The sequence below is a fragment of the Arthrobacter sp. MDT2-16 genome (genome assembly GCF_054510925.1).
Genome location: NZ_JBTNDP010000007.1, coordinates 195056 through 220159 on the forward strand (window position 1 = coordinate 195056; position 25104 = coordinate 220159).

Consider the following 25104-nt stretch of genomic DNA (forward strand, 5'->3'; position numbering starts at 1 on the left):
AGATAGCACCATGCAGACCGTCTCCTCAGTCCTCGACTCCATCAGCGGCGTGGGCCGCGACCCCGCCCGGGGCGGGTACTCGCGCGGCGTGTTCACCAGCCCCGAGCAGTCGCTGCGCGAATGGTTCTCCGCGGAGGCCGCCGGGCGCGGACTGTCGGTGGAGACCGACCGGAACGGCATCCTCTGGGCGTGGTGGGACGCGACGGACAGCCGTGACGGAGCCCTCGTCACGGGCAGCCACCTCGACTCCGTGCCCGGCGGCGGAGCGTTCGACGGTCCGCTCGGCGTCGCCTCCGCGCTCGTGGCAGTCGACCTGCTGCGGGAGCGCGGCGTGCAGCCCAACCGCTCGCTCGCCGTCACCGTCTTCCCCGAGGAGGAGGGCTCCCGCTTCGGCGTCTCGTGCCTCGGCTCCCGCCTGCTCACCGGAACCCTCGACCCCGACCACGTGCGGTCCCTGACCGATGCCGACGGCACCACCTTCGCCGAGGCGTCCCGCGCCGCAGGCCTCGACCCGGCGCACCTCGGCCGGGACGAGGAGGCGATCCGGCGCATCGGCGACTTCGTGGAACTGCACGTGGAGCAGGGCCGCGGGCTGATCGACCTGGACTCCGCCGTCGCCATCGGGTCCACCATGCTCGGCCATGGGCGCTGGCGCCTGTCCATCACCGGGCAGGGCAACCACGCCGGCACCACGCTCATGGCGGACCGCGAAGACCCGATGATCGCTGCCGCCCAGGTGGTCCTCGCGGTGCGGAGGATCGCCGCGGAGCAGGACGGCGCCCGCGCCACCGTCGGGCGCCTGCAGCCCGTGCCCGGGGGCACGAACGTCATCGCCTCGCGCGTGGACCTCTGGCTCGACGTCCGCCACGAGGAGGACGCCGTCACGGCATCGCTCATCGAGAAGATCCACGGACAGGCCCAGAAGATCTGCGCCTTCGAGGGGTGCCGCGCCACCCTGACGGAGGAGTCACGCAGCGGCACCGTCCACTTCGACGGCGCACTGCAGCGCACGCTCGGCCTCGCGCTCGGCCGCTCCTTCCCCGGGGCGCCGACACTGTCCAGCGGCGCCGGACACGACGCCGGCATCCTCGGCGCCGTCGCGCCGACCGCGATGCTGTTCGTGCGCAACCCGACGGGCGTCAGCCACTCGCCCGAGGAGTTCGTGGAGCGCGAGGACGCCGACGCCGGTGCCGTCGCGCTCGCGGACGTCCTCGAAGACCTGCTGTGACGCGGGGACCCGGGGAGCACGGCGCAGGACCGACGGCCGGCAGCACCACGTCCGCGACGACCGGCCGGGCCGATGCGGGCCCGCTCTCCGGCGACGTGCCCGCGCAGCAGACCGGACCGGCCGTGCGCGCGGTCTGGTGCGAGTCCGCCTGGCTCGGAGCCGGGGACGTCGTGGACGCCGTGCGGGTCGAGGTGGACGCCGACGGCCTGGTGGTCGGTGTGCTCCCGGGGGTGCCTGCGCACGAGGGCGACGCCGTCCTGCGCGGGGTCGTGTTCCCCGCGGCGGCGAACGCGCACTCCCACGCCTTCCACCGCGCCCTGCGCGGGCGGACCCACGACGGCGGGGGGACGTTCTGGACGTGGCGGAAGGCGATGTACCGCGCGGCGGACGCCCTCACGCCGGAGCTGTACGAGGAGCTCGCGACGGCCGTCTACGCCGAGATGGTCGTGGCGGGCTGGACGAGCGTCGCGGAGTTCCACTACGTGCACCACCGACCGGACGGTACGCCGTACGGGCAGGACGACGCCGGCGAGCCCCACGCCATGGAGCTCGCCCTCGCCCGGGCCGCCGTCCGGGCCGGGATCCGGCTCACCCTGCTGGACACCTGCTACCTCGCCGGCGGGTTCGGCGCGCCGCTGCAGGAGGGGCAGCGACGGTTCTCCGACGGCACCGCCGGGCGCTGGTTCGAGCGCCTGGCCCGGCTGCGGGAGGTGGTCGCCTCGGACCACCCCGCGCACCACGTCACCGTCGGCGCGGCCATCCACTCCGTCCGCGCGGTGCCCGAGGAGGACCTCGCGGTGATCGGGCGGCTCCTCCCGCCCGACCTGCCCCTGCACGTGCACCTGTCCGAACAGCCGGCGGAGAACGAGGACTGCCTGCGGGCCACCGGCTGCACCCCCACGGCGCTGCTCCACCGGCACGGCCTGGTCGGTGACCGGCTGTCCGCCGTGCACGCGACCCACGTCACCGCCGGCGACATCGCCGTGCTCGCGGACGCCGGAGCCACCGTCGTCCTGTGCCCCACCACCGAGGCGGACCTCGCGGACGGCCTCGGGCCGGCCGGGGAGTTCCGCGACGCCGGGGTCCGCCTGGCGCTGGGCACCGACCAGCACGTCGTCGTCGACCCGTGGCGGGAGATGCGGGCACTCGAGGACGGGGAGCGCCTGCGCACCGGACGGCGGGGACACTTCGACCCCGGGACCCTCCACCGGATCGCGGCGCTGTACGGGACGGCATCGCAGGGACGGCACGCCGCCGGCTTCGGGCGGGGCCGGGTCGCGGACTTCATGGCGGTGGACCCCCGCACCACGCGCACGGCCGGCTCCTCCCGCGACCAGCTGGCGTACACGGCGACGGCGCAGGACGTGACGGATGTCGTCGTCGGCGGGATCCTCACGGCGCAGGACGGGCTGCATGCCACCCTCGGCAACCCGGCAGCCCTGCTCGTCGCCGCGATCGCGCGCCTCGACGCCGCGGCGGCTGCGACGCAGGTCCGGGAGGAGCGCTGATGTCCCTGCTCATCACGAACATCGGCGAGCTCACCACGCAGGACGCCGACGGTGCGGTGCTGCGCGACGCCGCCGTGGTCCTCGAGGGGGAGCGCGTCAGCTGGATCGGGGCGTCCGCGGACGCCCCGGCAGCGGACGAGGCCCACGACGCCGGCGGCCGCGCCGGCCTGCCCGGCTGGGTGGACAGCCACACGCACCTCGTCTTCGCCGGCGACCGCACCGCCGAGTTCGAGGCGCGCATGGCCGGGGAGCAGTACACCGCGGGCGGGATCGCGGTCACCGTCGGGGCCACCCGCGCCGCCGGGGACTACGAGCTCACGCGGCTCCTGCTCGCGCGCGTCGCCGAGGCCGCCGTGGGCGGGACCACCTACCTCGAGACCAAGACCGGCTACGGGCTCGACGTCGCCCACGAGGCGCGCAGTGCCCGCATCGCGGCCGCCGTCACGGACGAGGTCACCTTCCTCGGCGCGCACCTCGTCCCGGCGGGGGAGGACGCCGACGCCTACACGGACCTCGTCGTCGGGCCCATGCTCGACGCCGTCCGCCCGTACGTGCGCTGGGCGGACGTCTTCTGCGAGCGCGGAGCATTCACCACCGACCAGTCGCGCCGCGTGCTGGCCGCCTGCGCCGCCGCCGGGCTGGGCCTGCGCGTGCACGGGAACCAGCTGGGTCCGGGCGACGGCGTCGCGCTCGCGGTCGAGTTCGGCGCCGCCAGCGTGGACCACGTCAACCACCTGTCCGACGGCGACATCGAGGCGCTCGCCGGCACGTGGTCGGGCGCCGCGCAGGGCGTCCCCGGCACGGTCGCGACGTGCCTGCCCGCCTGCGACCTCTCCACGCGCCAGCCCTTCCCGCCCGCACGGCGGCTGCTCGACGCCGGTGTGCCGATCGCCCTGGCCAGCAACTGCAATCCCGGGACGTCCTTCACGAGTTCGATGGCCTTCTGCGTCGCGACCGCGGTGCTGCAGATGGGATTGGGCGTGCAGGAGGCGGTCCGGGCCGCGACGTACGGCGGAGCCCTCGCCCTGCGCCGCCACGAGGGCGACGACGCCGCGGGCCGCCGCGCGGTCGGCTCGCTCGCCGTCGGGCACCGGGCGGATCTGCAGCTGCTGGACGCGCCGTCGGTGACGCACCTGGCCTATCGGCCGGGCATGCCGCTCGTGCACGCCGTGTGGCGGGCCGGGGAGCGGGTGCGGTAGCGGTCGGGCCCGACGACGCACCTGGCCTTCCGGGATGCCTGGGCGCCCGGTCGGGGCGGGCGGCCGCGTCCGGCTGGGAATCCCCGGCGGGCGCTGGGAGGATAGCGCCATGCCTGCCGAGCCCGCCTCCTCCGCCGTCCCTGCCGAGCGCGGGCCCGCACCGTCGTCCGCCGGCCCTGTGCCGGCGGACGCCCCCTCGAGGCGCTGCATCACTACGGAGCTGCTCATCGTCTTCGGGCTCTCGCTCGGCCAGTCCGGCGTGTACTCGATCGTGAGCCTCACCGAGAAGCTCACGCGCGGGCCGCTCGGGGCGCAGACCACCACGCTGAACCCCGTGCTCGACGAGCGGGAGTACTTCGACCTCACCTACCAGCTGCTGGACATCCTCTTCGCCCTGGTGCCGGTGGCACTCGTCGTGTTCCTGCTCAGCGGCCACGGCGTGTCCGCGTTCCGCCGCCTCGGGTTCACCTTCGACAGGCCACTGCGCACCGTGGGCTTCGGCGTGGGCCTCGCCGCGGTCATCGGCGTGGGCACCCTGGGCGTGTACGCTGCCGGGCGTGCGCTGGGGATCACGACGGCGCTGGTGCCCGCCGCGCTGGAGTCCTACTGGTGGACCGTCCCCGTGCTCGTCCTCTCGGCGGTGCGGCATGCGGTGCTGGAGGAAGTGATCGTGGTGGGCTACCTGTTCCTCCGCCTGCGCCAGTTGGGCTGGTCCACCCCGGCCATCGTCCTCACGAGCGCACTGGTGCGGGGCAGCTACCACCTCTACCAGGGCTTCGGTCCGTTCATCGGGAACGTGCTGATGGGTCTGCTGTTCGCATGGTTCTACACACGCACCCGCCGGGTCATGCCGCTCGTGATCGCCCACGCGCTGATCGACACCGCGGGGTTCGTGGGCTTCGCGCTCCTCGGGCCGGCCATCGGGATCGGCACCTGAATGGCCGGGACAAGCCTCGCTCTCCTTCTTTGCGCACGGAAATCATGACTAAATTCCCCGCCATGCACGGTGTTACGGTGGGGGCGTTCAGCGGTAAGCGGCGGCTCCATCCGGGCCGCTACGGGACCAGCCAGGAGGAATCATGAGCGTCGTCACGAGTGTCTCGGAGTGCAGCGTCCACAACTGCTCGTTCAACCACGACGGCTGCACCGCCGTCGCCATCACGGTGTCCGGGTCCGAGGAACATGCGTCCTGCGCCACCTTCATCGACACGTCGATCAGCGGCGGCCTGCCCAAGGTGCTCGCCCATGTGGGGGCGTGCCAGCGCTCCGAATGCAGCTTCAACCACGACCTGCTGTGCAGTGCACCGGCGGTCAAGGTGGGCCCGGGCGCCGAGGCCGCCGACTGCCTCACCTACACCCACGCCTGATCCCCCTCGTGGACCGGGGAGACGGGAGGGACCCGTTCCCGGGTCCCTCCCGTCGTGCGGAGCGGGGCGTCAGATCTCGATGGGCCCGTCGGAGGTCTCGAAGGTCACCGACATGATGCCCGGCGTGCCGTTCGGGGCGATCCACTGGACCCGGACGCCGTCGAGGGTCTCCTCGACCTCGGTGCCCAGCCACTCGGTCACCCGCTCGGAGGAACCGGCGATCGTGAGGCAGTCCAGCTTGACGGACGCCGGACGGGCCTTCGAGGGGTGCAGTTCCTCGGTACCCTCGTCCCAGCGCAGCAGGTAGGGGACCTGCGGGTCGGCGATGAGCCCCTTGATGCCGATCTGCTGCCAGGTCAGCTCCTGGCCGTCGGGGAACTTGCGGTTGCCGGGGACCGCGCTGCGGCCGAGGCGTTCCTCGAAGGGCGCGAGGTCGTCGACGGCGACGCACCAGCCCATCCAGCCTCCGCCGGCTTCGGAGCGGGCGCGTACGGCCTGGCCGAACGGCGCCTTGTCCGACGCGGGGTGGTTGAGGACCTCGACGACCTCGAGGTACTGGCCATTGGCCAGCGGGAAGATCATGTTCCGGGTGCCGAAGCGGGGGTGCACACCGCCCTTCACAGGCTCCATGCCGAGCCGGCCCGAGATGCGGTCGGCGGTCGCGGCAAGTCCATCGGGTTCACAGGCGTACGAGACGTGATCCAGGCGCATGCCGACAGTGTTGCACTAAGTGATGGGGGTCTCAGCTAAGGCTTGCCTTACTCCTGATGCTGCGCCTCGTGCGGTCACCGACGGTCCCCTCGGTGTCCCGTTCCCGACCGCCCGGGCTGCCGCTTCACGCATCGTCACACGTATTGCCGGATCAGCTCCGATGGGCTTTCATGAATGCAGGTCATGAGTGCCAGCACGAAGCCCCGGCTTGCTGGCCGGCAACCCTCCAACCGCGGTGGGGTGCCCCGGGTGAAGACCAGGTTCGGCGCCGTACCGGCGCCGCGCAAGCGCGGGCTCCTGCGGGGCCGATGTCCGGGACGGCTTCGTCGGCAGGGCATCGGACGAGGAGGAGCCCCTTGACCAGGGAGCACCATGTCCAACGATTGGTCCTTTGAGACACGCCAGATCCACGCCGGCCAGGTGCCGGATGCTGCCACGGGGGCGCGTGCGCTTCCCATCTACCAGACGACGTCCTTCGTCTTCCCGAGCGCGGAGAGCGCGGCCAACCGGTTCGCCCTGACGGAGCTCGCCCCCATCTACACGCGCATCGGGAACCCGACGCAGGAGGCGGTGGAGACGCGGATCGCGAGCCTCGAGGGCGGTGTCGGCGCCCTGCTGCTCGCCTCCGGGCAGGCCGCCGAGACCTTCGCGGTCCTGAACATCGCCGAGGCCGGGGACCACATCGTGGCCAGCCCCAGCCTCTACGGCGGCACCTACAACCTCTTCAAGCACACGCTGAGGAAGTTCGGCATCGAGACCACGTTCGTGGAGGACCCGGACGACCTCGAGCAGTGGCGCGCCGCCGTCCGGCCGAACACCAAGCTGTTCTTCGGCGAGGTGGTGTCCAACCCCCGGCAGGACGTGCTGGACCTCGAGGGCGTCAGCGCCGTCGCGCACGAGCACGGGGTGCCCCTGATCGTGGACAACACCCTGTCCACGCCGTACCTGATCCGGCCCATCGAGTGGGGAGCCGACATCGTGGTGCATTCCGCCACGAAGTACCTCGGCGGGCACGGCAACGCCATCGCGGGCGTCATCGTCGACTCCGGGAACTTCGACTTCGCGCAGTACCCCGAGCGGTTCCCGGGCCTCAACACCCCCGACGAGAGCTACCACGGGCTGGTCTACGCGCGGGACCTCGGCGTGGACGGCGCGCTCGGCGCCAACCTCGCGTACATCCTGAAGGCGCGGGTCCAGCTGCTGCGGGACTTCGGCTCCGCCGTGTCGCCCTTCAACGCCTTCCTCATCGCGCAGGGCCTGGAGACGCTCAGCCTGCGCCTGGAGCGCCATGTCCAGAACGCGCAGGCCGTCGCCGAGTGGCTCGAGGGGCACGACGACGTCGAGGGCGTCGCCTACGCCGGGCTCGCCTCGAGTCCCTGGTACGAGCGCGGGAGGAAGTACGGGCCCGGCGGTACGGGTGCGATCGTCAGCTTCGACATCGCCGGCGGACTGGAGGCGGGCAAGCGCTTCGTGGACGCCCTCGAGCTGCACTCCCACGTGGCGAACGTGGGCGACGTCCGCTCGCTCGTCATCCACCCGGCATCGACCACGCACAGCCAGCTGGGGGCGGAGGCGCAGCTCACCGCGGGAGTGCGGCCCGGCCTGGTCCGGCTGGCCGTGGGCCTGGAGAACATCAACGACATCCTCGCCGACCTCGACGCGGGGTTGCGCGCCGCCAAAGGAGCCTAGCCCTTCGTGACCACCTACCCTGCCGCACCGCTGCACCCCGGGGTCGACGGCCCCCCGTCGGGAGACGGACTCCTGCGCATCGCCTCCATCGGGCCCCTGGCCCTGGAGACCGGGGGCGAGCTGCCCGACGTCCAGCTCGCCTTCGAGACCTGGGGCAGGCTCGACGCGGACCGTTCCAACGCGGTGCTCGTGCAGCATGCCCTGACAGGCAGCTCCCATGTGGCACGCGGTGCCTCGGAGGAGGAGGGCTGGTGGGACTCGCTCGTGGGCCCCGGCCGCACGGTGGACACCGACCGCTACTTCGTGGTGTCCGTCAACATGCTGGGAGGCTGCTACGGCTCGACGGGGCCGGCCAGCCTCGCACCTGACGGCACACCCTGGGGGTCGAGGTTCCCGTTCGTCACCATCCGCGACTCCGTGCGGGCCGAGGGCCTGCTCGCCGACCACCTCGGCATCGACCGGTGGCATTCGGTGCTCGGCGGGTCGATGGGCGGGGCGCGCGCCCTCGAATGGGCACTGATGTATCCGCAGCGCGTGGAGCGGTGCGCCGTCATCGCCTGCACCGCCGCCAGCTCGGCCGAACAGATAGCGTTCGCCCAGGCGCAGGTGCAGGCCATCCGGCTCGATCCGGCGTACCGCGGCGGCGACTACTACGACGGCCCGCATCCGGATGCGGGCCTCGGCATCGCCCGCCGCATCGCGCACATCACCTACCGTTCCGAGCGCGAGCTCCAGGCGCGCTTCGGTCGTGCGGAGCAGGACGCCGAGCAGCCGTTCGGGTCCGTCCTGCCCGCCGACCGGGGCCGCTACCAGGTGGAGAGCTACCTCGACCACCAGGCGGACAAGCTCGTGGACAGGTTCGACGCCAACAGCTACGTCATCCTGACCGAGGCCCTCATGAGCCATGACGCGGCGAGGGACCGCGGCAGCCTGGAGGACGCGCTGGCCACGGCGGCGTCGGAGTTCTTCATCGCGGCCGTCGACACCGACCGGCTCTACCTCCCGGAGCAGTCCGTGCGGCTCGCCTCCGGCCTGCCCGGGGAGGTCCCGGTGCACCGGATCTCCTCGCCGGTGGGCCACGACGCCTTCCTCACCCAGATCCACCAGCTCGACGACCAGCTCCGGGGAGCCTTCTATCCCACGGCGCAGGTACCGGTTGGGTTTCCTCCCGCGGACACCTAGGCTTGGAGCTAAGCCTGCTTATTACTCGGCGGCAGGCCCGTCCGAGGTACACGGCCCCGGATCCATCGAGGGCGAAGAGGAGCTGTTCATGGAACTGAGCACCATCGGCTGGAACCAGGAAGCACGCGACAAGATCCTGCTGGACTCCGACCGCGCGCTGCAGGGCGCGGTCCGCGAGGCCGTGGAGACGATGGACGGCAAGTCTCGCGACGAGGTGTACGAGTTCCTCTTCCAGAAACTGCAGCCGCAGTTCGTGGACTTCAAGCCCGGGCCCGATCTCAGTGCCTGCGCGGACGCGGTGGCCAACGGGGACGTCCAGCTCGACGCCTGAGCGTCCTGCGGCACCGACGTCGCCGCCAGAAAGGACAGGAGTGACCGCCCGGATATCCTCGGGTCGGCCGTTCCTGTCCTTTCGTCGTGCCGCCAGGGACCCGGTGCGGCGAGGACGGTGTCGATCGAGGACCTAGTCGGCGGCACCCGGCGGCATGCCCGGTCCGAAGATCGGCACCGGCTCGGGACGCTTGGCGATGATGCCGTCGCCCGAGGACTGGTGCCGCAGGCGGCGCAGCACCCAGGGCACGAAGTACTCCCGGGCCCAGACGAGGTCTTCCGCACGGGCGGCACGCCAGGTCCGTGTCGGGAGTTCCTTGGGCCGCAGGGGTTCCAGGGTGTGCCGCACCGCGAGGGTGTCGAGGACCATCGCAGCGATGGTGTGATGGCCCAGGGGTGAGAAGTGCAGCCGGTCGGAGGCCCACATCTGCGGATCCGTGAGCTGGCGCAGCGCCCACATGTCGGCGATCAGCGCCTCGTGGCGTGCCGCGACGACGCGGAGGTTCTCGTTGTAGATGGCGGTCTTCGAGCGGATGCTGCCGAGGACGGTCTCGCGGACGTCAGGGCCCGTGAACAGGACCACGGTGGCACCGGAGGTCGCCAGGGTCCCCACGACGCCGTCGAGCTTCTCGGCGAGCACGTCCGGGTCCCCGCCGGGCCGGAGCAGGTCGTTGCCGCCGGCCGAGATGCTCACCAGGTCGGGGCGCAGGGCCAGGGCGGCGTCCACCTGCTGGTCGATGATCTGCTGCAGCAGGCGTCCCCGGACCGCCAGGTTCGCGTACGCGAAGTCGCTCTGCCCGCGCGAGAGTTCCTCCGCGACCCGGTCCGCCCAGCCGCGGTTGCCGCCGATGCTCTCGGGGTTCGGGTCACCGATGCCCTCCGTGAAGGAGTCGCCCAGGGCGGCGTAGCGGTGCCACGGATGCGGCTCGGAGACCAGGCTCGGGTCGATCATCGGCCCGTTCGGGATCGGGTCGCTCGCAGTCGGCAGGGGAGTCTCGGCGCTCGGTGGGGTCACCGGGTCATTGTCGCAACTGCCGCCCCGCGTCCGCCACCGACCCCGGGACGCCCCCACCGCCGGTTCGGCGCCGAACGGGCCGTGCCAGAATGGGGACATGACTGATTCTGCCGCCGGCACCGCTGCGCCCTCCGTCGGTTCCTGGGATCCGGTGGTCCTGTGGTCGAAGCCCGAGGCCGAGCGCGCGGGCACACCCCTGCTCGTCCTGTTCCACGGGTACATGGCCGACGAGGCGGACCTGATGGGTCTCACCGACCACCTGCCGCAGGAGTTCACGGTGGCGTCGGTCCGGGCACCCGCGCCGGCCGACTCCGGGTTCTCGTGGTTCCCACTGGCACGCGAGGACGGTTACGCCGTGGAGCGTGTGGTGGAGACCGTCACCGCCGTCGCCGCGTGGCTCGACACCGTCCGCGGCGTCCACTCCAGCGTCAGCCTCCTCGGCTTCTCGCAGGGGATGGGGGTGGCGACGTCGCTCCTGCGCCACCGGCCCGCCGACTTCGCGTGCGTCGTCGGGCTGTCGGGGTTCACCGTCCCGTCCGAGGGCCACGCCTTCTTCCGCGACGACGAGGCCGCCGCCTCACCGGCGCCGTTCTTCTGGGGCCGGGACCAGGAGGATCAGGTCATCACGCCGGAGATGGTGGAGCTCACCCACGCCTGGCTGGTGAAGCACACCGCGCTGACCAAGATCCTCTACTCCAACATGTTCCACAGCATCAACGAGCGCGAACTCGGGCATGTCCGGGAGTTCCTGGGCATGACGGTCCTCGGGCGCCGCTGACGGAAGGGCTCAGCCGCGCGTGACGCGGACCGCGGCGCCGTTGACGCTCACGGTGTCGCCGGGATGCAGCTGGCGTCCGCGGCGTTCCTCGATCTCGCCGTTGACCTGCACCAGCCCGTTGTCGATCAGCGCCTTCGCCTCGACGCCGTCCTCGGCGAGGGACGCCAGCTTGAGGAGCTGCCCGAGGCGGATCATGTCGTCCCGGATCGGGAGTTCTGCGGTGGTTGCGTCGTCGGTCATGCTGTCCATCATGCCGGATGCCGCAGGTCTAGGCTGGACGGGTGTCTGATGCGCCTGCCCTTCCTCCCGCTGTCGGTTTTCCCCTCGCCCTCGCGGCAGGGCTCGCCATCCCCCTGCAGGGGAGGATCAACGGGGCACTCGGCACGGTGCTCGACGACGGCATCGCTGCGGCGCTCATCAGTTTCGGCACCGGCCTGGTCGTGATGGTCGCGCTCACACTGGTGCTGCCGAGCGCGCGTGCCGGTGCCCGCCAGATCGTCCCGTCGGTGCGCGAGCGCCGCTTCCCGCCCTACTACTTGGCGGCCGGTGCCATCGGGGCCTTCTTCGTGTTCTCGCAGTCGCTGACCATCGGCATCCTCGGCGTCGCGCTGTTCACGGTGGCGGCCGTCATGGGCCAGTCGCTCAGCGGCCTCCTCGTCGACAAGGCGGGCATCGGCCCCGGCGGGAAGCGGGCCGCGACGCCCATGCGCGTGATCGGCGTCATCCTGACCGTCCTGTCCGTGATCTGGGCCGTGTCGCCGCGCTTCGGGGCGGCGGGGGAGGTCTCGGGCTGGCTGGTCCCGGTCCTGCTGCCCGTCGCCGCCGGCGTGCTGATGAGCTTCCAGCAGGCCATGAACGGCACGGCGGCCCTGCACTACGGCACGCCGCTCGCGGCGACCCTCATGAACTTCATCGCCGGCACCGCGGTGCTGCTCACGGCGTGGCTGGTCAAGCTCGCGGTGGCGGGTCCGGGCAACCCGCTGCCGTCCGAATGGTGGTACTACCTCGGCGGACCGATGGGGTGCATCTTCATCGCGCTCGGCGCTCTCCTGGTCCGCAGCCTCGGGGTCCTGCTGACGGGCCTGTGCATGATCGGCGGGCAGCTCGTCGGCTCGCTCGCCCTCGACCTCGTGTTCCCCGCTCCCGGGACGATCGTGGTGTTCGCGACGGTCGCCGGGACCCTCCTGACGCTCGGCGCGATCATCCTCACCACCCTGCCCTGGCCCCGTCGCACACCGCGGACCGGTTCCTGACGACACCGCACGGCCCCCGAGCGTCCCGAGCCGGACGCGGGCGTCCGCCGCGGGTCGGACACGGGCAGGGGCTGCCCCCGGCACCGGGAGCAGCCCCTGCCCGAACGGGACCCGGGACCTAGCGGTCCGCGGCCTCGTGGTCGTGCTCCGGATGGAGCCCGCCGCCGCTCTCCGTGCCGCCCCCGAGGGGGTTGCCCTCGAAGCGGTCCTTCTTGCCCTTGCCCTTCGCGGGAGCACCCGCGCCGTTGACGCCGAACGTGCTCTCCGCATAGGTCACGGTCAGGTGGGCGACGGCGTCGCTCATCTGGTCGAGCGCCTCGAGGCTGAGGTTGTTCGTGTCGTCGCAGGCCGCGTGGTAGCACGCGTCGTAGGGAGCGCCCGCGACCCCGCCGAACAGGGTGGCCTGCTCCGCGGTCTTGATGCCCTCGGCGCCGGTGAAGAGGCCGCCCGCGGGGATGCCCTGCGCGATGAAGGGCCCGTAGTCGCTCCTGCCACTGAACGCGGTCTCGCCGGAGGCGAGACCCTGGGACGCGAAGTAGTCGTGGAAGTCCTGCTCGATCTGCCCGGAGCCCTCGGGTCCGGCAGCGGCATCGGGGCCCACCGGGAAGGCGGAGTTGTCGCCGTCGTACACGAAGCGGCCGAAGTTCGGCGACCCGATCATGTCGAAGTTCAGGTACAGACCGACGGCGTCGAGCCCGCCCTTCTCCGCGAGGTCCGCGACGTAGAACTCGGACCCGAGCAGGCCCTCCTCCTCGGCGCCCCACCAGGCGAAGCGCACCTTGTTCGCGGTCTTGACCTTGCTCATGCCCTCGGCCACCGCGAGGATCCCCGCGCTGCCCGTCCCGTTGTCGTTGATGCCGGGACCGGCGAGGACGCTGTCGAGGTGGGCGCCGACCATGACGACGTTGTCAGGATTCCCCGTGGAGGTCTCGGCGACGACATTGTAGGTCTCGCGGTTCTCGGAGACGGTATCCGCGGCCACCCTGCCAGCGACGTCCTCGCCGATCAGGTCGACGCCCGCCGCGAAGCTCGCTCCGACCACGGGGATGTCGACGATGCCGGGTTCTCCGAGGGTGCCGGCGACGGCGCCCGTGTTGGCTCCGACGCCGGTGTTGAAGACGACGACGGCCGCTGCGCCTGCCGCCGCGGCATGGGTGGCCTTGACCGCGAAGGTGCAGCTGCCGCGCTGCACCAGGGCGATGGATCCGGGCGTGAAGCCGGCGAAGTCGGAGGCCTCGCAGCCGCTGGTGCCGGTGGCGCTCGCCGTGCCGTTCGTGTCCACGGCCTCGATGGCTCCCGAGACGTCCCCGGCGCCGGAGAACGTCATGGTGGCGACGTCGTCGGCGCCGTAGGTCGTGCCCGGGGGCTCGGTCCGCTCCAGGACGGCGGGGCTCAGTTCCGCGAAGTAGGGGAAGAGGAAGGGCTGGACGGTGGGCGAGTAGCCCGCCGCGCGCAGCTTCGCGACGATGTAGTCGACCGAGTCCGCGTAGCCCTCGGTGCCCGAGGCGCGGGTGTTGCCGTTGGCCTCCGCGATCGCGTCGAGTGCGGTGAGGTGGCCGACGACCTTGTCGACCGTCACCGCGGCCCGCAGCTTCTTGGAGGAGTTGTTGTTGCTGGTGTCGAAGGTGGGAGCGGCGTTGGCCGCGAAACCTGTGCCCGCCACGAGGGCGAGACCACTGGCGAGTGCCAGCGCCGAGCGCCCGAGACGGGCGCGCGGACGACAGAGAGGACGAGTCATGGGAGTCCTTCGGATGCAGGCGGGCCGGACGATCCGGACCGCGGACGTGACGTGGGTCACACGTCGGGGTGACCTCAACCTAGGGAGCATCCAACGCGCCGTCAAGGGTGCGGTCTGCCGCAGTCCGGACCCCGACGGGCGCGGCCCCTGGCGTGAGGAGGCGACCCGGTAGGCTTGATCCGGGAGCTTTCGATGCCCCGCACGGCGGGGCGGACAGCCCTGCGACACGCGCCCCCCACCTGCGGACCGCACCCAGCGGCCTGCACAGAACTGGAGAAGAATCCCATGGCAGCAGCCAAGTCAGCACTCGACCCCATCATCTCGCTCGCCAAGCGGCGCGGCTTCGTGTTCCAGTCGGGGGAGATCTACGGCGGCTCCCGCTCCGCCTGGGACTACGGACCCCTGGGCGCCGAGCTCAAGGAGAACATCAAGCGGCAGTGGTGGCAGACCATGGTGCGCGGGCGCGAGGACGTCGTCGGGCTCGATTCCGCCGTCATCCTGCCCCGCCAGGTCTGGGAGGCCTCGGGCCATGTCGAGGTGTTCAGCGACCCGCTGGTGGAGTGCCTCTCCTGCCACAAGCGGTACCGCGCGGACCACCTCGAGGAGGAGTTCGAGGAGAAGAAGGGCCGCGCGCCCGAGAACGGACTGCGGGACATCACCTGCGCCAACTGCGGCACCAAGGGCCAGTGGACCGAGCCGCAGGAGTTCTCCGGGCTCCTCAAGACCTTCCTCGGCCCCGTGGCCTCGGAGGAGGGCATGCACTACCTGCGCCCCGAGACCGCGCAGGGCATCTTCGTGAACTTCAACAACGTGCTCACCACCGCCCGCAAGAAGCCGCCGTTCGGTATCGGCCAGATCGGCAAGAGCTTCCGCAACGAGATCACGCCGGGCAACTTCATCTTCCGCACGCGCGAGTTCGAGCAGATGGAGATGGAGTTCTTCGTCGAGCCCGGCACGGACGAGGAGTGGCACCGGTACTGGATCGACCAGCGCTTCGCCTGGTACACCGACCTCGGTATCGACCCGGACAACCTGCGCCTCTTCGAGCACCCGCTCGAGAAGCTGAGCCACTACTCCAAGGGCACCACGGACATCGAGTACCGCTTCGGCTTCACCGGCTCCGAGTGGGGAGAGCTCGAGGGCATCGCGAACCGCACGGACTTCGACCTCTCCACGCACTCGAAGCACTCCGGCACCGACCTCGGCTACTTCAACCAGGCCACCAACGAGCGCTACACGCCGTACGTGATCGAACCCGCGGCCGGCCTCACGCGCTCCTTCATGGCGTTCCTGGTGGACTCCTACACGGAGGACGAAGCGCCGAACGCCAAGGGCGGGGTGGACAAGCGCACCGTGCTCAGGCTCGATCCGCGCCTCGCCCCGGTCAAGGCCGCCGTGCTGCCGCTCAGCCGCAACGAGGACCTCTCCCCGAAGGCGAAGGACCTCGCGGCGCAGCTGCGCCGGGGCTGGAACATCGACTTCGACGACGCCGGCGCCATCGGCCGCCGCTACCGCCGCCAGGACGAGATCGGTACGCCGTTCTGCATCACCGTGGACTTCGACACGCTCGAGGACCAGGCCGTGACCATCCGTGAACGCGACACCATGGCGCAGGAGCGGGTCTCCCTCGACCAGGTCCAGGGCTACCTCGCCGCACGCCTGGTCGGAGCCTGATGGCCCTCGAGTACCGCGCCTGGCAGGAGGGGGACGACCTCCAGCTGCTCCAGCTGTGGGGCGGCCCCGAATCGGCGGCGGCCGAGCAGTTCCGTGGCTCGTTCCGCCCGCCGTCGGACAGCCCCTGGAACCGCTGCATCACCGCGGTGGACCAGGGGATCCCCGTCGCCGCCGGCTGTGTCTACGGTGCGGCCCTCCACCCGGACCGGCTCTGGTGCTACATCGAGGTCGCCGAGGACCACCGGCGCGCGGGCGTCGGCTCGACGCTGCTCACGATGCTCCAGCACGAGGCCGCGGCCTCACCGTCCGGCATCACGGCCCTGCGATCCAAGGTGACGCCTGGGACCACCGGTGCCGCGTTCGCCGATGCCACCGGCTTCGCGACCCTGCAGCGCTCGCGGCTCGTCGTCGTCGGACCCGGTGCCCTCGCGGCGCCCGCGTTCGACGACGCCGCCGGGCCGCAGCTCGAGGAAGCGGCCACCGGCTCGGTGGAGCTCACCCGCGCGCTGGCGTCCTTCTACGAGTCGGTGCACGTCTGGGACCGGGCGGAGCTCGGCCTCGGGCGCGCCCAGCAGCTGTTCCTCGGGGACACGAGCGGCGCCGGCGGGGCGATCGTGCTGCGGGACCGGCCGAAGGCCGACGGCGGGGCGATCGCCGCCTTCGCGGTCAGCTACACCCAGGCCCGTACCGACGACCCCGCGGACGTGCTGCTCGGGTACGACACCACGCTCGCACCGGCGGAGCAGCAGGCCGCCGTCGCCACGATGATCGCGATGCTCGTGCACCAGTACCCCATCCAGCTCGAGGTGGACGACGCGATGGAAGCCCTCGTCGCCGTCGTCGAGCCCCTGCTCGCCACCGGCGCGGCACGGCTCGGGGGACCGGAGACCCTGGTGGTCGCGACGTCCTGAGACGCCGCACCTGAGCGGCCTCGTGCCCGTGGTTCCGCCGGGATCCCGCCGATCGGCGTGTCGCGGCCCGACACGCACTCCGGACCAGGGAACGCGTGCACGACGCCGCGAGGGACGCCGCCCGCACCGTCAGCCCCGGCTGTGCCGCCCGGCCTTTTTGTCCGCGACGTCCGCCGCCTCGCGTTCCGCGTCCGTCATGGCCCCGCCGCCGAGGTGGGCCGGCATCCACCAGGCGCCCGGTTCCGGGGTCACGGGGAAGTCGGCCATGCACGTCTCGATGCCGTCCTGCAGCTCCCGGCGCAGCCGCTCCGTCTCCTCGGCGACGTCAAGTCCGGGTTCGTGGCGGATGGCAGGGCTGATGTGCACGCGGACGGGCGACTTCCAGGCCCGCCGGAGGGAGAACCCGTGCCCGCGGGTCAGCAGCCGGTGCGCGCCCCACACGGAGACGGGGATGACGGGTACCCCGGCCTCGGCGGCGAGCCGCACGGCCCCGGTCTTGAGGTCCCGCACCGTGTAGCTGCGGGATACCCCGGCCTCGGGGAGGATCGCCACGTACTCACCGGCGCGCAGCTTGGCGAGGGCGTCGTCGTAGGCCTCGGCGCCGGCCATGCGGTCCGTGATCACGTGGCCCAGCCCGAACACGAAGGGGCTGACGAACCAGTGCTCGGCGGCCCGCTTCGAGATCATGTAGCGCGCCTGGATGCGGGCATGGTTCCACAGCACCAGTTCGGCGAAGGCGAAGTCGAGATAGCCGAAGTGGGTGATGGCGACGACGGCGCCGTGGCCCGGCACGGCACGGCGCGACCGGCCGCGCAGCGGGTCCGAGGCCGGCAGGTTCTCCGTCCCGCTGACCGTGATCGGCAGGCGCAGGGCCCCGAAGACGGCCTTGCCCGCGTACACCACCCCCCGGTACATGCGGTCGCTCTGCCGCGGCTTCCATCCCATGCTCAGATCCTTCTTCCGGCCCTCGGCGGCAGCGGGAGGTACCCGCTCGTGCCCTCTACGTACTCTTTGTACCCCGGTCGGCCGGACATACGCTGCTGGGTCGGAGGGTTTTCCGGTCGTGGCCGCCGCCGAGCCGGGCTGGAAGGCGGGGCAGGACGGTCAGGCGGTGATGCCCAGCGGGTCCGGGGCACGGTAGAGCGGGGCGGAGGGCTCGAGGACCCGGGCGTCGAGGGCTGCGTCCGTGTCCTCCGCGAAGTGGCGGAGGAGGAAGGAGGTGCTCATGCCGTGCCAGACGGGCAGGGTGCGGACCATAAAGTGGCCGGCTCCGAGCATGCGCACGTAGTGGACGTCCCGAGCCACGCCCTGGGCGCGGCGGGCGAAGGAGAGCGACGCCGTCGGGCTCGTCCAGCGGTCCACATCACCGTGCATCACCAGGACGCTGCGGCCCCGGACGGGCTCCACCGGGCTGGAGGACTCGAGCCACGGAGCGAGCGCGGCCACGGCGCGGACCTGCGGGTGGCCTGCGGCATACAGCGCCGTCAGCCCGCCCATGGAATGGCCCAGGAGGTAGACGGGCACCGCGGGATGCGCGGCGGCGATCCGGCCCAGGGCCCAGCGGGCGTCCTGCAGCGCCGACTGCTCGGCGCCGTTCCACCCGCGGACCCGGTTGCGCAGCGCCCAGACGGCGAGGCCGTGCTGCGCGCCCTGCCCCGCGAGGCGCGCGGCGAAGGGGCGCATGCGGAGCGGACTGAGGTGCCGGCGCCGGACGGCGTCGACGCTCTGCGCCCGCCCGCCATGCAGTACGAGCGCAACGCCGCGCACTCCTGCACGCGCACCGCCGACGCGGACCACGGGCTCCCCGTCCCGAGGCGGACCTGCGATTCCTGCCATGGATCGTCCTTTCCCGCCCCCGAGGGCTCCGTCGTCCTGGTCCTGCCGTGCACCGCGGCCGGAGCGTGCCTGCGGGCCACTCCTGCGTAGAATCGCAAGCGGTGCCCGGTGCCCGCCGGTGTCCGACCCGGCGGCGCCGACAGCACCCACCAGCATTGTCCAGCACTCAACCGACCATGTAGGGACGTCCGTGGGCTCCAGCCACCTCCACGCCGCTCGCACCGACACGAGCCCGGAGCCGTCGGCCTCCGTGCTGGCCGCGCGCAGGAGGGCCACGCTCCTGCTCTCGGTGCTCCTCGTCCCGCTCGGGGTCCTCACCCTCATCGCGATGGTGCTGCTCTGGCCGACCGGCGACCGCGGATCGCTGACCGTCGCCAGCCCCTACGCGACGGCCGACGGCGTTAGCTTCGACGTCGGGACCGTCCGCGAGGTCGCCCAGGGCGACTGCCCCTCCTCCCAGCCGACCGTCGACGCCGGGGGCACGGCCCAGACCTGCACGCTGGCCTACACGCAGCCCGCGCTCGGGGGAGAGGTCATCGCCGTCGAGGTGACGCCGGAGCTCGCCAGGACCGACGCCGTCGAGCCCGGCGACCAGATCCGCTACCTCAACCTCGCGAACGTGCTCCAGGGCGGCGCGGCTCCCTACGTCTTCGTGGACTTCGTCCGGTCCGTGCCCATCGTCGGCCTCGCGATCGGCTACGCCGTCGTCGTCATCGCGGTCGCACGCTGGCGCGGACTGCGCGCCATCATCGGGCTCGTGGGCGCACTCGTGATCCTGGCGCAGTTCGTCCTGCCGGGGCTCGTGGAGGGCAGGCCGCCCCTGCTGCTCGGCCTCGTGGGCTCCGTGGTGATCATGTACGGGGTCCTCTACTTCGCGCACGGCGTCTCCGCGCGGACCTCCACGGCGCTGCTCGGGACGGTGTTCGGCCTCGGCGTCACCGCCCTCCTGGCCGCCTGGGCCACGGACGCCGCGCACCTGACCGGCGTCGGGGATGAGAACGCGTACACGCTGGTGAACGCGTCGGACGGGCTCTCGATCTCCTCGATCATCCTGTGCGGGCTCATCATCTCCGGGCTCGGCGTCCTCAACGACGTGACCATCACGCAGTCCTCCTCCGTCTGGGAGCTGTACGAGCTGGCGCCGGCCACGTCCGGCCGCCGGCTCTTCACGTCCGCCATGAGGATCGGCCGCGACCACATCGCGTCCACCGTCTACACCATCGCCTTCGCCTACGCGGGGGCGGCGCTGCCCGTGCTGATCCTCGTCTCCCTCTACGACCGCGCCCTGCTCGACACCCTCACCAGCGGCGAACTCGCCGAGGAGGTGGTGCGGACCCTGGTGGGTTCCATCGGCCTGGTCCTGGCGATCCCGCTCACCACGCTCACCGCGGTCCTCGTGGTGAAGGCCGTCGGACCAGGGGCCCCGGGCGGCGGGCACGACGACGGCCGGGACGACGGTGCGACGCCGGAGGTCCCCGCGGGTCCGCGAACCCTCGCCCCCGGCCAGCGCCTCGTGGCGCTCGGGGAGCGGCGCGCACGGCGTCCGGCCGAGGGGGACGCATGACGAACGCCTGGCGGAAGGCGGGCAGGGCGGAGCGTGCGCGCAGGCGCACAGCGAACAGCGTCCCCGGATTTGCGGCCCCTTGCGACAATGGAGGGGTGACCGCAGTATCGACCCTCCCCGCTCCGCCGAGCGATCCCGCCGCCCCCGAAGCCCCCGGCGCGGCCGACGCCGCCCTCCGGCTCGACCTCCCGCCGCTCACCCTCGGGAACATCACCGTGGACACCCCGGTGATCCTCGCGCCCATGGCCGGGATCACCAACAAGGCGTTCCGCCGGCTGTGCCGCGAGTACGGCGGTGGCCTCTACGTCTCCGAGATGGTGACCTCCCGTGCGCTCGTGGAACGCAGCCCTGAGTCGATGCGCATCATCTCGCACGACGACGACGAAAAGGTGCGCTCCGTGCAGCTGTACGGTGTGGACCCGAAGACGGTGGGCGCCGCCGTGCGCCTGCTCGTCGAGGAGGACCGCGCGGACCACATCGACCTCAACTTCGGCTGCCCCGTGCCGAAGGTCACCCGCAAGGGCGGGGGAGCGGCCCTGCCGTGGAAGCTCGACCTGTTCACGGGCATCGTGCAGACCGCCGTGCGTGAGGCGTCGAAGGGCGACGTCCCGCTGACCATCAAGATGCGCAAGGGCATCGACGAGGACCACCTGACCTTCCGCGAGGCGGGGAAGATCGCCCGTGACAGCGGTGTCGCCGCCGTCGCCCTCCATGGACGCACCGCCTCCCAGTTCTACTCGGGCAAGGCCGACTGGAATGCCATCGCCGAGCTGCGCGAGGCCCTGCCGGACATCCCCGTGCTCGGCAACGGCGACATCTGGAGCGCCGAGGACGCCGTGCGCATGGTGCGGCAGACCGGCGTCGACGGAGTGGTCATCGGCCGCGGCTGCCAGGGAAGGCCCTGGCTCTTCGGGGACCTCATGAACGCCTTCGAGGGCAGCGCCTCCCGGCACCGGCCCGGTTTGGGGCAGGTAGCCGACACCGTCTACCGGCACGCCGAGCTGCTCGTCGAGACGTTCGGCAGCGAGATGATGGGCCTGCGCGACATCCGCAAGCACATGGCCTGGTACTTCAAGGGCTACGTCGTCGGCGGTGACCTGAGGGCGAAGCTCGCCACCGTGCCCACCCTCGAGGTACTGCGCGGGCTGCTGGAGGAGCTCGACAAGGACTCGCCCTACCCCGGCTCCGACGCCGAGGGCCCGCGCGGCCGCGCAGGGTCCCCGAAGAGGACGGCCCTGCCCGAGCACTGGCTCGACGGCCGCGTCCTCAACGACGCGCAGCAGGCGGACATCGCCGCTGCCGAGGTGGACGTATCCGGGGGCTGATGCCGGCCTCCCCCGGCGCCGGTGACCCGTCGGCCCACATCGGCGGGTACCGGCGGGCCGCCCCGCGATCCTTGCGCTAGAAAGGCACCATGAGCTTCCCCGAACCGTCCGCCGCTTCCGGCTACAGCGCCTCGGACACCGCGCGCTGGGTGGAGGAACCGCCCAAGAGCTCGCACCGCACCGACTTCGAACGCGACCGCGCCCGCGTGCTGCACTCCTCCGCGCTGCGCCGCCTCGGCGCCAAGACGCAGGTCGTCGCGCCGGACACCGACGACTTCGTGCGCACACGCCTCACGCACTCGCTGGAGGTGGCGCAGGTGGGACGCGAGCTGGGGCGGACGCTCGGCTGCGACCCGGACATCGTGGACACCGCGTGCCTCGCGCACGACCTCGGGCACCCGCCCTTCGGCCACAACGGCGAATCGGCGCTCAACGACATCGCCCACGGCATCGGCGGCTTCGAGGGCAACGCCCAGACCCTGCGCCTGCTCACCCGGCTCGAACCCAAGGTCCTCGCGCCCGACGGCGGCCCCGCCGGGCTGAACCTCACCCGCGCGAGCCTCGACGCCTCCTGCAAGTACCCGTGGACGGCGGCGTCCGCCCCCGTGATCAGCGGCCAGCGCACCACGAAGTTCGGCGCGTACGACGACGACCTTCCCGTGTTCGACTGGCTCCGCCAGGGCGCCCCGGAGGGCCGGTCCTGCCTCGAGGCGCAGGTCATGGACCTCGCCGACGACATCTCCTACTCCGTGCACGACGTCGAGGACGCGATCGTCGCCGGTCACCTGCAGCTGAAGTGGATGGACAATGCCGACGCCCGCGCGCGCGTGGTCGGCTACACCCAGCAGTGGTACCTCCCCGGCAGCGATCCCGCCGCCGTCGACGCCGCGCTGGCCCGTCTGGAGCGGACGCCGGTCTGGGTCCGCGAGGCGGACGGCACGCGCCGGTCCATGGCGGCGCTGAAGAACATGACGAGCCAGCTGATCGGCCGCTTCTGCCTCAGCGCCATGCAGTCGACGCGCTCCATCTACGGTCCCGACTCCCTGACGCGCTACAACGCCGAGATGGTGGTGCCCGAGGAGACCATCCTGGAGATCGCCGTGATGAAGGGCCTCGCCACCACGTACGTCATGACCACCGATCACCGCCAGCCGCTCTACGAGCGGCAGCGGGAGATCCTCGCGGCCCTCGTCGCGCAGGTGCACGCCGACGGCGACCGCTACCTCGAGCCGATGTTCGCCGCCGACTGGCGCGAGGCACCGGACGACGACGCCCGCCTGCGCGTGGTCATCGACCAGGTGGCGTCCCTGACGGATGCCTCGGCGCTCGGCCTCCACGAGCGGATCGTCGGTCCCGTCCCGGCGCTCTGGTAGGCCGGGGCCCTCCCCTCCGGGCGGGGGCCCGTCCGCCGTCGTCCCGGCGAGGCCCTGCACACGCGACGTCCGGGTCGGGGTGTCGGTGGGGCGGGCCTAAACTGGGACCCATGGCCGGACTCATCAAGCGTGAAGACATCGATGAGGTACGCCAGCGCACCGACATCAAGGAGGTCGTCGAGGCGTACGTGACCCTGAAGTCGGCCGGTATCGGCTCGTGGAAGGGCCTGTGCCCCTTCCACGACGAGCGCTCGCCGTCGTTCCACGTCCGCCCGCAGATGGGCTCGTACCACTGCTTCGGGTGCGGTGAGGGAGGCGATGTCATCTCCTTCGTGCAGAAACTGGACCACACCTCCTTCAGCGAGACCGTGGAGAAGCTCGCCGCACGCATCGGCTTCGAACTGCACTACGAGGACGGCGGCACCGGACCGCGCCGCGAGGACGTGGGCAAGCGGCAGCGGCTGCTCGACGCCCACAAGATCGCGGCCGAGTTCTTCCGCGACCAGCTGCTCACCCAGGGCGCGGCCACCGCCCGCCAGTTCCTGCAGGAGCGCGGCTTCGACCGCGAGGCAGCGGAGCAGTTCGGCGTCGGGTATGCGCCGCAGGGCTGGGACACGCTGCTGAACCACCTCACCGGCCGCGGGTTCACGCTCGACGAGCTGAAGCTCACGGGCATGTTCAGTGCGTCGTCCAGCAACGCCGGCCGGTTCTACGACCGCTTCCGCGGACGCCTCATCTGGCCCATCCGCGACATCACCGGAGACACCGTGGGCTTCGGCGCCCGCAAGCTGTACGAGGACGACCAGGGGCCGAAGTACCTGAACACCCCCGAGACCTCCCTCTACCGGAAGTCGCAGGTGCTCTACGGGATCGACCTCGCCAAGCGCGAGATCGCCAGGAACCGTCAGCTCGTGGTGGTCGAGGGGTACACCGACGTCATGGCCTGCCACCTGGCAGGCGTGGGCACCGCCGTCGCGACCTGCGGGACCGCGTTCGGTACCGACCACATCAAGATCGCGCGCCGCCTCCTGTCCGACGACGGCACCGGGGGTGAGGTGATCTTCACGTTCGACGGCGACGCCGCGGGCCAGAAGGCCGCCCTGCGGGCCTTCGAGGAGGACCAGCGCTTCAACTCGCAGACCTACGTGGCCGTCGAGGCGTCGGGTGCCGACCCGTGCGAGCTGCGGCAGACGCGGGGCGACGACGCCGTCCGGGAGCTGATCGCCGACCGCCGCCCGCTCTTCGAGTTCGCGATCAAGGCGTCCTTCGCGAACTTCGACCTGTCCTCCGGTGAGGGTCAGGTCAAGGCGCTCCGGCACGCAGCGCCCATCGTGGCGCAGATCCGCGACGTGTCGCTGCGTTCCACCTACACGCGGGAGCTCTCGCGCTGGCTGGGCATGCAGTACGTGGGGGAGGACCAGGTGGCGCGCGCGGTCACGGCGGCAGCGCGTCGGGACGCGGGCGCGTCGTCGCCCGGCGGCCGGCAGCGGGGCCAGCAGGGGTCGCAGGGCCGCCAGGACCAGGCAGGCCAGGCGGCGGGTGCACCCGCCGGCCAGGGGGAGGCCGCGGAGGGCTCCTCCGGCGAGCCGTTCTTCGAGCGGCCGGACGCCCGCGATCCGATCGCCCGGATGGAACGCGAGGCCCTCGAGGTGGTGCTGCAGCAGCCCACGCTCCTCACCGCCCCGCAGTGGGAGAGCTTCTCCACGTCCCGCTTCACCGTCCCGGTGTACGAGGCGCTGCACAACGCCGTCCTCGCGGCGGGAGCGGCGGGCACCGAGTTGTCACGGTGGGTGGAATCGGTGCGCGAGGGCGTCCCCGACGTCCTGCGCCCCCTGGTCAGCGAGCTGGCGGTCCGGCCCCTGCCGGCGAAGGACGCTGACGCCATGGTGCTGTACTGCCGTGACATCCTCAACCGGCTGACCGAGCTCCGGATCACCCAGCAGAAGGCCGAGAAGCTCGGGCAGCTCCAGCGCATGGACCCGGCCGCCGACCCGGTGCTCTACAACCAGCTGCAGCGCGACCTGATGGAGCTCGAGATGCAGCGGCGGCAGCTCCGCGAGGACTGAGCCGGAGGCGATTTCGCATAGCCCCGCGAGGTATGTAGAGTAGGACGTGCGCTTTCCTCCGTAGCTCAATTGGCAGAGCATTCGACTGTTAATCGAAGGGTTACTGGTTCAAGTCCAGTCGGAGGAGCAAACAGGCCCCTGACCAGTGGAAACACCGGTCAGGGGCCTTTCCTTCGTGCCGGGCGGCCGCGGCCGCCCGCCGCAGGGTCACCGGGTGCGGGGTCCTGCCTCCGCAGGTCGCCGGTGTCCGTGATGTCCACGCGCATGGACGGCGGCACCGCGTCCTCGGCCTGCCCTGGCGCGTCGGCCTTCGCCTCGCGGTACGAGGCCTCGATGCTGTGCCATATCCCCGTGCCG

Annotated in this window: 22 protein-coding genes, 1 tRNA gene and 1 riboswitch; of the genes, 17 read left to right on the forward strand and 6 right to left on the reverse strand. The window is 71.8% G+C overall.

Annotated features, from left to right (window positions below):
* Nucleotides 1-10 precede the first annotated feature (10 nt).
* From ACX80N_RS13625 to ACX80N_RS13645, 5 genes are all read left to right on the forward strand, one after another.
* A complete protein-coding gene (locus ACX80N_RS13625; RefSeq protein WP_459339834.1) occupies nucleotides 11-1228 on the forward strand; it encodes an allantoate amidohydrolase in 1218 nt (405 codons plus the stop codon).
* Complete coding sequence (locus tag ACX80N_RS13630; protein WP_459339835.1) at nucleotides 1225-2736, forward strand: formimidoylglutamate deiminase; 1512 nt, start codon at nucleotides 1225-1227, stop codon at nucleotides 2734-2736. Before ACX80N_RS13625 ends, ACX80N_RS13630 begins: the two co-directional genes overlap by 4 nt.
* On the forward strand, nucleotides 2736-3935 hold the full coding sequence (hutI, locus tag ACX80N_RS13635) for an imidazolonepropionase (protein ID WP_459339836.1): 1200 nt from the start codon (nucleotides 2736-2738) through the stop codon (nucleotides 3933-3935). Before ACX80N_RS13630 ends, hutI begins: the two co-directional genes overlap by 1 nt.
* A 109-nt stretch (nucleotides 3936-4044) precedes the next feature.
* Nucleotides 4045-4872, forward strand: coding sequence for a CPBP family intramembrane glutamic endopeptidase (locus ACX80N_RS13640; protein WP_459339837.1), 828 nt, complete (start codon nucleotides 4045-4047; stop codon nucleotides 4870-4872).
* 142 nt (nucleotides 4873-5014) lie between these two features.
* The gene (locus ACX80N_RS13645; protein ID WP_105031495.1) at nucleotides 5015-5302 is read left to right on the forward strand and encodes a DUF1540 domain-containing protein; all 288 of its coding nucleotides are present in this window, start codon (nucleotides 5015-5017) and stop codon (nucleotides 5300-5302) included.
* Nucleotides 5303-5371: 69 nt separating this feature from the next.
* On the opposite strand, the gene ACX80N_RS13650 is transcribed toward ACX80N_RS13645, so the two are convergent.
* Entirely contained in the window at nucleotides 5372-6013 is a 642-nt protein-coding gene (locus tag ACX80N_RS13650; RefSeq protein ID WP_105031496.1) for a VOC family protein, read from the reverse strand.
* Nucleotides 6014-6192: 179 nt separating this feature from the next.
* A riboswitch (SAM riboswitch) is annotated at nucleotides 6193-6309 on the forward strand.
* 76 nt (nucleotides 6310-6385) lie between these two features.
* Here ACX80N_RS13650 and ACX80N_RS13655 point away from each other — a divergent pair.
* The 3 genes from ACX80N_RS13655 to ACX80N_RS13665 all read left to right on the forward strand — a co-directional run bounded on the left by ACX80N_RS13655 (nucleotide 6386) and on the right by ACX80N_RS13665 (nucleotide 9215).
* Complete coding sequence (locus tag ACX80N_RS13655) at nucleotides 6386-7702, forward strand: bifunctional o-acetylhomoserine/o-acetylserine sulfhydrylase (protein WP_459339838.1); 1317 nt, start codon at nucleotides 6386-6388, stop codon at nucleotides 7700-7702.
* A 6-nt stretch (nucleotides 7703-7708) separates the two neighbouring features.
* Nucleotides 7709-8884: a homoserine O-acetyltransferase MetX gene (gene metX / locus ACX80N_RS13660; RefSeq protein WP_459339839.1), complete on the forward strand. Its 1176-nt coding sequence runs from the start codon at nucleotides 7709-7711 to the stop codon at nucleotides 8882-8884.
* 88 nt (nucleotides 8885-8972) lie between these two features.
* On the forward strand, nucleotides 8973-9215 hold the full coding sequence (locus ACX80N_RS13665; protein ID WP_105031498.1) for a hypothetical protein: 243 nt from the start codon (nucleotides 8973-8975) through the stop codon (nucleotides 9213-9215).
* Nucleotides 9216-9347: 132 nt separating this feature from the next.
* Here ACX80N_RS13665 and ACX80N_RS13670 read toward each other — a convergent pair whose 3' ends face one another.
* Complete coding sequence (locus ACX80N_RS13670; RefSeq protein ID WP_459339863.1) at nucleotides 9348-10166, reverse strand: SGNH/GDSL hydrolase family protein; 819 nt, start codon at nucleotides 10164-10166, stop codon at nucleotides 9348-9350.
* A 160-nt stretch (nucleotides 10167-10326) separates the two neighbouring features.
* Here ACX80N_RS13670 and ACX80N_RS13675 point away from each other — a divergent pair, with 160 nt between their 5' ends.
* On the forward strand, nucleotides 10327-11007 hold the full coding sequence (locus ACX80N_RS13675; protein ID WP_459339840.1) for an alpha/beta hydrolase: 681 nt from the start codon (nucleotides 10327-10329) through the stop codon (nucleotides 11005-11007).
* Between the two features lie 9 nt (nucleotides 11008-11016).
* On the opposite strand, the gene ACX80N_RS13680 is transcribed toward ACX80N_RS13675, so the two are convergent.
* Complete coding sequence (locus ACX80N_RS13680; protein ID WP_105031501.1) at nucleotides 11017-11247, reverse strand: RNA-binding S4 domain-containing protein; 231 nt, start codon at nucleotides 11245-11247, stop codon at nucleotides 11017-11019.
* A gap of 41 nt (nucleotides 11248-11288) precedes the next feature.
* Between ACX80N_RS13680 and ACX80N_RS13685 the strand changes: the two genes are divergently transcribed.
* Entirely contained in the window at nucleotides 11289-12260 is a 972-nt protein-coding gene (locus ACX80N_RS13685) for a DMT family transporter (RefSeq protein WP_459339841.1), read from the forward strand.
* Nucleotides 12261-12378: 118 nt separating this feature from the next.
* Here the strand turns inward: ACX80N_RS13685 and ACX80N_RS13690 are convergent, their stop codons facing one another.
* Nucleotides 12379-13998 carry a M28 family peptidase gene (locus ACX80N_RS13690; protein WP_459339842.1) on the reverse strand — a complete coding sequence of 540 codons (1620 nt, stop codon included), beginning with the start codon at nucleotides 13996-13998 and terminating at the stop codon, nucleotides 12379-12381.
* Between the two features lie 285 nt (nucleotides 13999-14283).
* Here ACX80N_RS13690 and ACX80N_RS13695 point away from each other — a divergent pair, with 285 nt between their 5' ends.
* Together ACX80N_RS13695 and ACX80N_RS13700 are read left to right on the forward strand one after the other, a co-directional pair.
* Nucleotides 14284-15672, forward strand: a complete 1389-nt coding sequence (locus ACX80N_RS13695) for a glycine--tRNA ligase (RefSeq protein ID WP_459339843.1) — start codon at nucleotides 14284-14286, stop codon at nucleotides 15670-15672.
* Entirely contained in the window at nucleotides 15672-16583 is a 912-nt protein-coding gene (locus tag ACX80N_RS13700) for a GNAT family N-acetyltransferase (RefSeq protein ID WP_459339844.1), read from the forward strand. Before ACX80N_RS13695 ends, ACX80N_RS13700 begins: the two co-directional genes overlap by 1 nt.
* A gap of 129 nt (nucleotides 16584-16712) precedes the next feature.
* Here the strand turns inward: ACX80N_RS13700 and ACX80N_RS13705 are convergent, their stop codons facing one another.
* Entirely contained in the window at nucleotides 16713-17528 is an 816-nt protein-coding gene (locus tag ACX80N_RS13705) for a lysophospholipid acyltransferase family protein (protein WP_459339845.1), read from the reverse strand.
* A 159-nt stretch (nucleotides 17529-17687) separates the two neighbouring features.
* A complete protein-coding gene (locus ACX80N_RS13710; protein WP_105031507.1) occupies nucleotides 17688-18419 on the reverse strand; it encodes an alpha/beta hydrolase in 732 nt (243 codons plus the stop codon).
* A gap of 190 nt (nucleotides 18420-18609) precedes the next feature.
* Here ACX80N_RS13710 and ACX80N_RS13715 point away from each other — a divergent pair, with 190 nt between their 5' ends.
* The 5 genes from ACX80N_RS13715 (at nucleotide 18610) to ACX80N_RS13735 (ending at nucleotide 24874) form a co-directional block, all read left to right on the forward strand.
* Nucleotides 18610-19983 carry a YibE/F family protein gene (locus ACX80N_RS13715; protein WP_459339846.1) on the forward strand — a complete coding sequence of 458 codons (1374 nt, stop codon included), beginning with the start codon at nucleotides 18610-18612 and terminating at the stop codon, nucleotides 19981-19983.
* A 95-nt stretch (nucleotides 19984-20078) separates the two neighbouring features.
* Nucleotides 20079-21308, forward strand: a complete 1230-nt coding sequence (gene dusB, locus ACX80N_RS13720; RefSeq protein WP_105031509.1) for a tRNA dihydrouridine synthase DusB — start codon at nucleotides 20079-20081, stop codon at nucleotides 21306-21308.
* Nucleotides 21309-21397: 89 nt separating this feature from the next.
* Nucleotides 21398-22681 (forward strand): deoxyguanosinetriphosphate triphosphohydrolase, encoded by a 1284-nt coding sequence (locus ACX80N_RS13725; protein WP_459339847.1) that lies wholly within the window; start codon nucleotides 21398-21400, stop codon nucleotides 22679-22681.
* Nucleotides 22682-22791: 110 nt separating this feature from the next.
* A complete protein-coding gene (gene dnaG, locus ACX80N_RS13730; RefSeq protein ID WP_459339848.1) occupies nucleotides 22792-24747 on the forward strand; it encodes a DNA primase in 1956 nt (651 codons plus the stop codon).
* 54 nt (nucleotides 24748-24801) lie between these two features.
* Nucleotides 24802-24874 (forward strand) — tRNA-Asn (locus ACX80N_RS13735).
* Nucleotides 24875-25104 lie beyond the last annotated feature (230 nt).

Bases quoted from the DNA above. Each gene is read 5' to 3' on its own strand.
- ACX80N_RS13710 (WP_105031507.1), bottom strand. From the start codon at position 18,419: ATGGCAGGAATCGCAGGTCCGCCTCGGGACGGGGAGCCCGTGGTCCGC.
- ACX80N_RS13640 (WP_459339837.1), top strand. From the start codon at position 4,045: ATGCCTGCCGAGCCCGCCTCCTCCGCCGTCCCTGCCGAGCGCGGGCCC.
- ACX80N_RS13665 (WP_105031498.1), top strand. From the start codon at position 8,973: ATGGAACTGAGCACCATCGGCTGGAACCAGGAAGCACGCGACAAGATC.
- ACX80N_RS13670 (WP_459339863.1), bottom strand. From the start codon at position 10,166: ATGATCGACCCGAGCCTGGTCTCCGAGCCGCATCCGTGGCACCGCTAC.
- ACX80N_RS13690 (WP_459339842.1), bottom strand. From the start codon at position 13,998: ATGACTCGTCCTCTCTGTCGTCCGCGCGCCCGTCTCGGGCGCTCGGCG.
- hutI (WP_459339836.1), top strand. From the start codon at position 2,736: ATGTCCCTGCTCATCACGAACATCGGCGAGCTCACCACGCAGGACGCC.
- ACX80N_RS13645 (WP_105031495.1), top strand. From the start codon at position 5,015: ATGAGCGTCGTCACGAGTGTCTCGGAGTGCAGCGTCCACAACTGCTCG.
- ACX80N_RS13700 (WP_459339844.1), top strand. From the start codon at position 15,672: ATGGCCCTCGAGTACCGCGCCTGGCAGGAGGGGGACGACCTCCAGCTG.
- ACX80N_RS13680 (WP_105031501.1), bottom strand. From the start codon at position 11,247: ATGACCGACGACGCAACCACCGCAGAACTCCCGATCCGGGACGACATG.
- ACX80N_RS13625 (WP_459339834.1), top strand. From the start codon at position 11: ATGCAGACCGTCTCCTCAGTCCTCGACTCCATCAGCGGCGTGGGCCGC.
- ACX80N_RS13655 (WP_459339838.1), top strand. From the start codon at position 6,386: ATGTCCAACGATTGGTCCTTTGAGACACGCCAGATCCACGCCGGCCAG.
- ACX80N_RS13650 (WP_105031496.1), bottom strand. From the start codon at position 6,013: ATGCGCCTGGATCACGTCTCGTACGCCTGTGAACCCGATGGACTTGCC.
- ACX80N_RS13705 (WP_459339845.1), bottom strand. From the start codon at position 17,528: ATGGGATGGAAGCCGCGGCAGAGCGACCGCATGTACCGGGGGGTGGTG.
- ACX80N_RS13675 (WP_459339840.1), top strand. From the start codon at position 10,327: ATGACTGATTCTGCCGCCGGCACCGCTGCGCCCTCCGTCGGTTCCTGG.
- dnaG (WP_459339848.1), top strand. From the start codon at position 22,792: ATGGCCGGACTCATCAAGCGTGAAGACATCGATGAGGTACGCCAGCGC.
- ACX80N_RS13695 (WP_459339843.1), top strand. From the start codon at position 14,284: ATGGCAGCAGCCAAGTCAGCACTCGACCCCATCATCTCGCTCGCCAAG.
- ACX80N_RS13725 (WP_459339847.1), top strand. From the start codon at position 21,398: ATGAGCTTCCCCGAACCGTCCGCCGCTTCCGGCTACAGCGCCTCGGAC.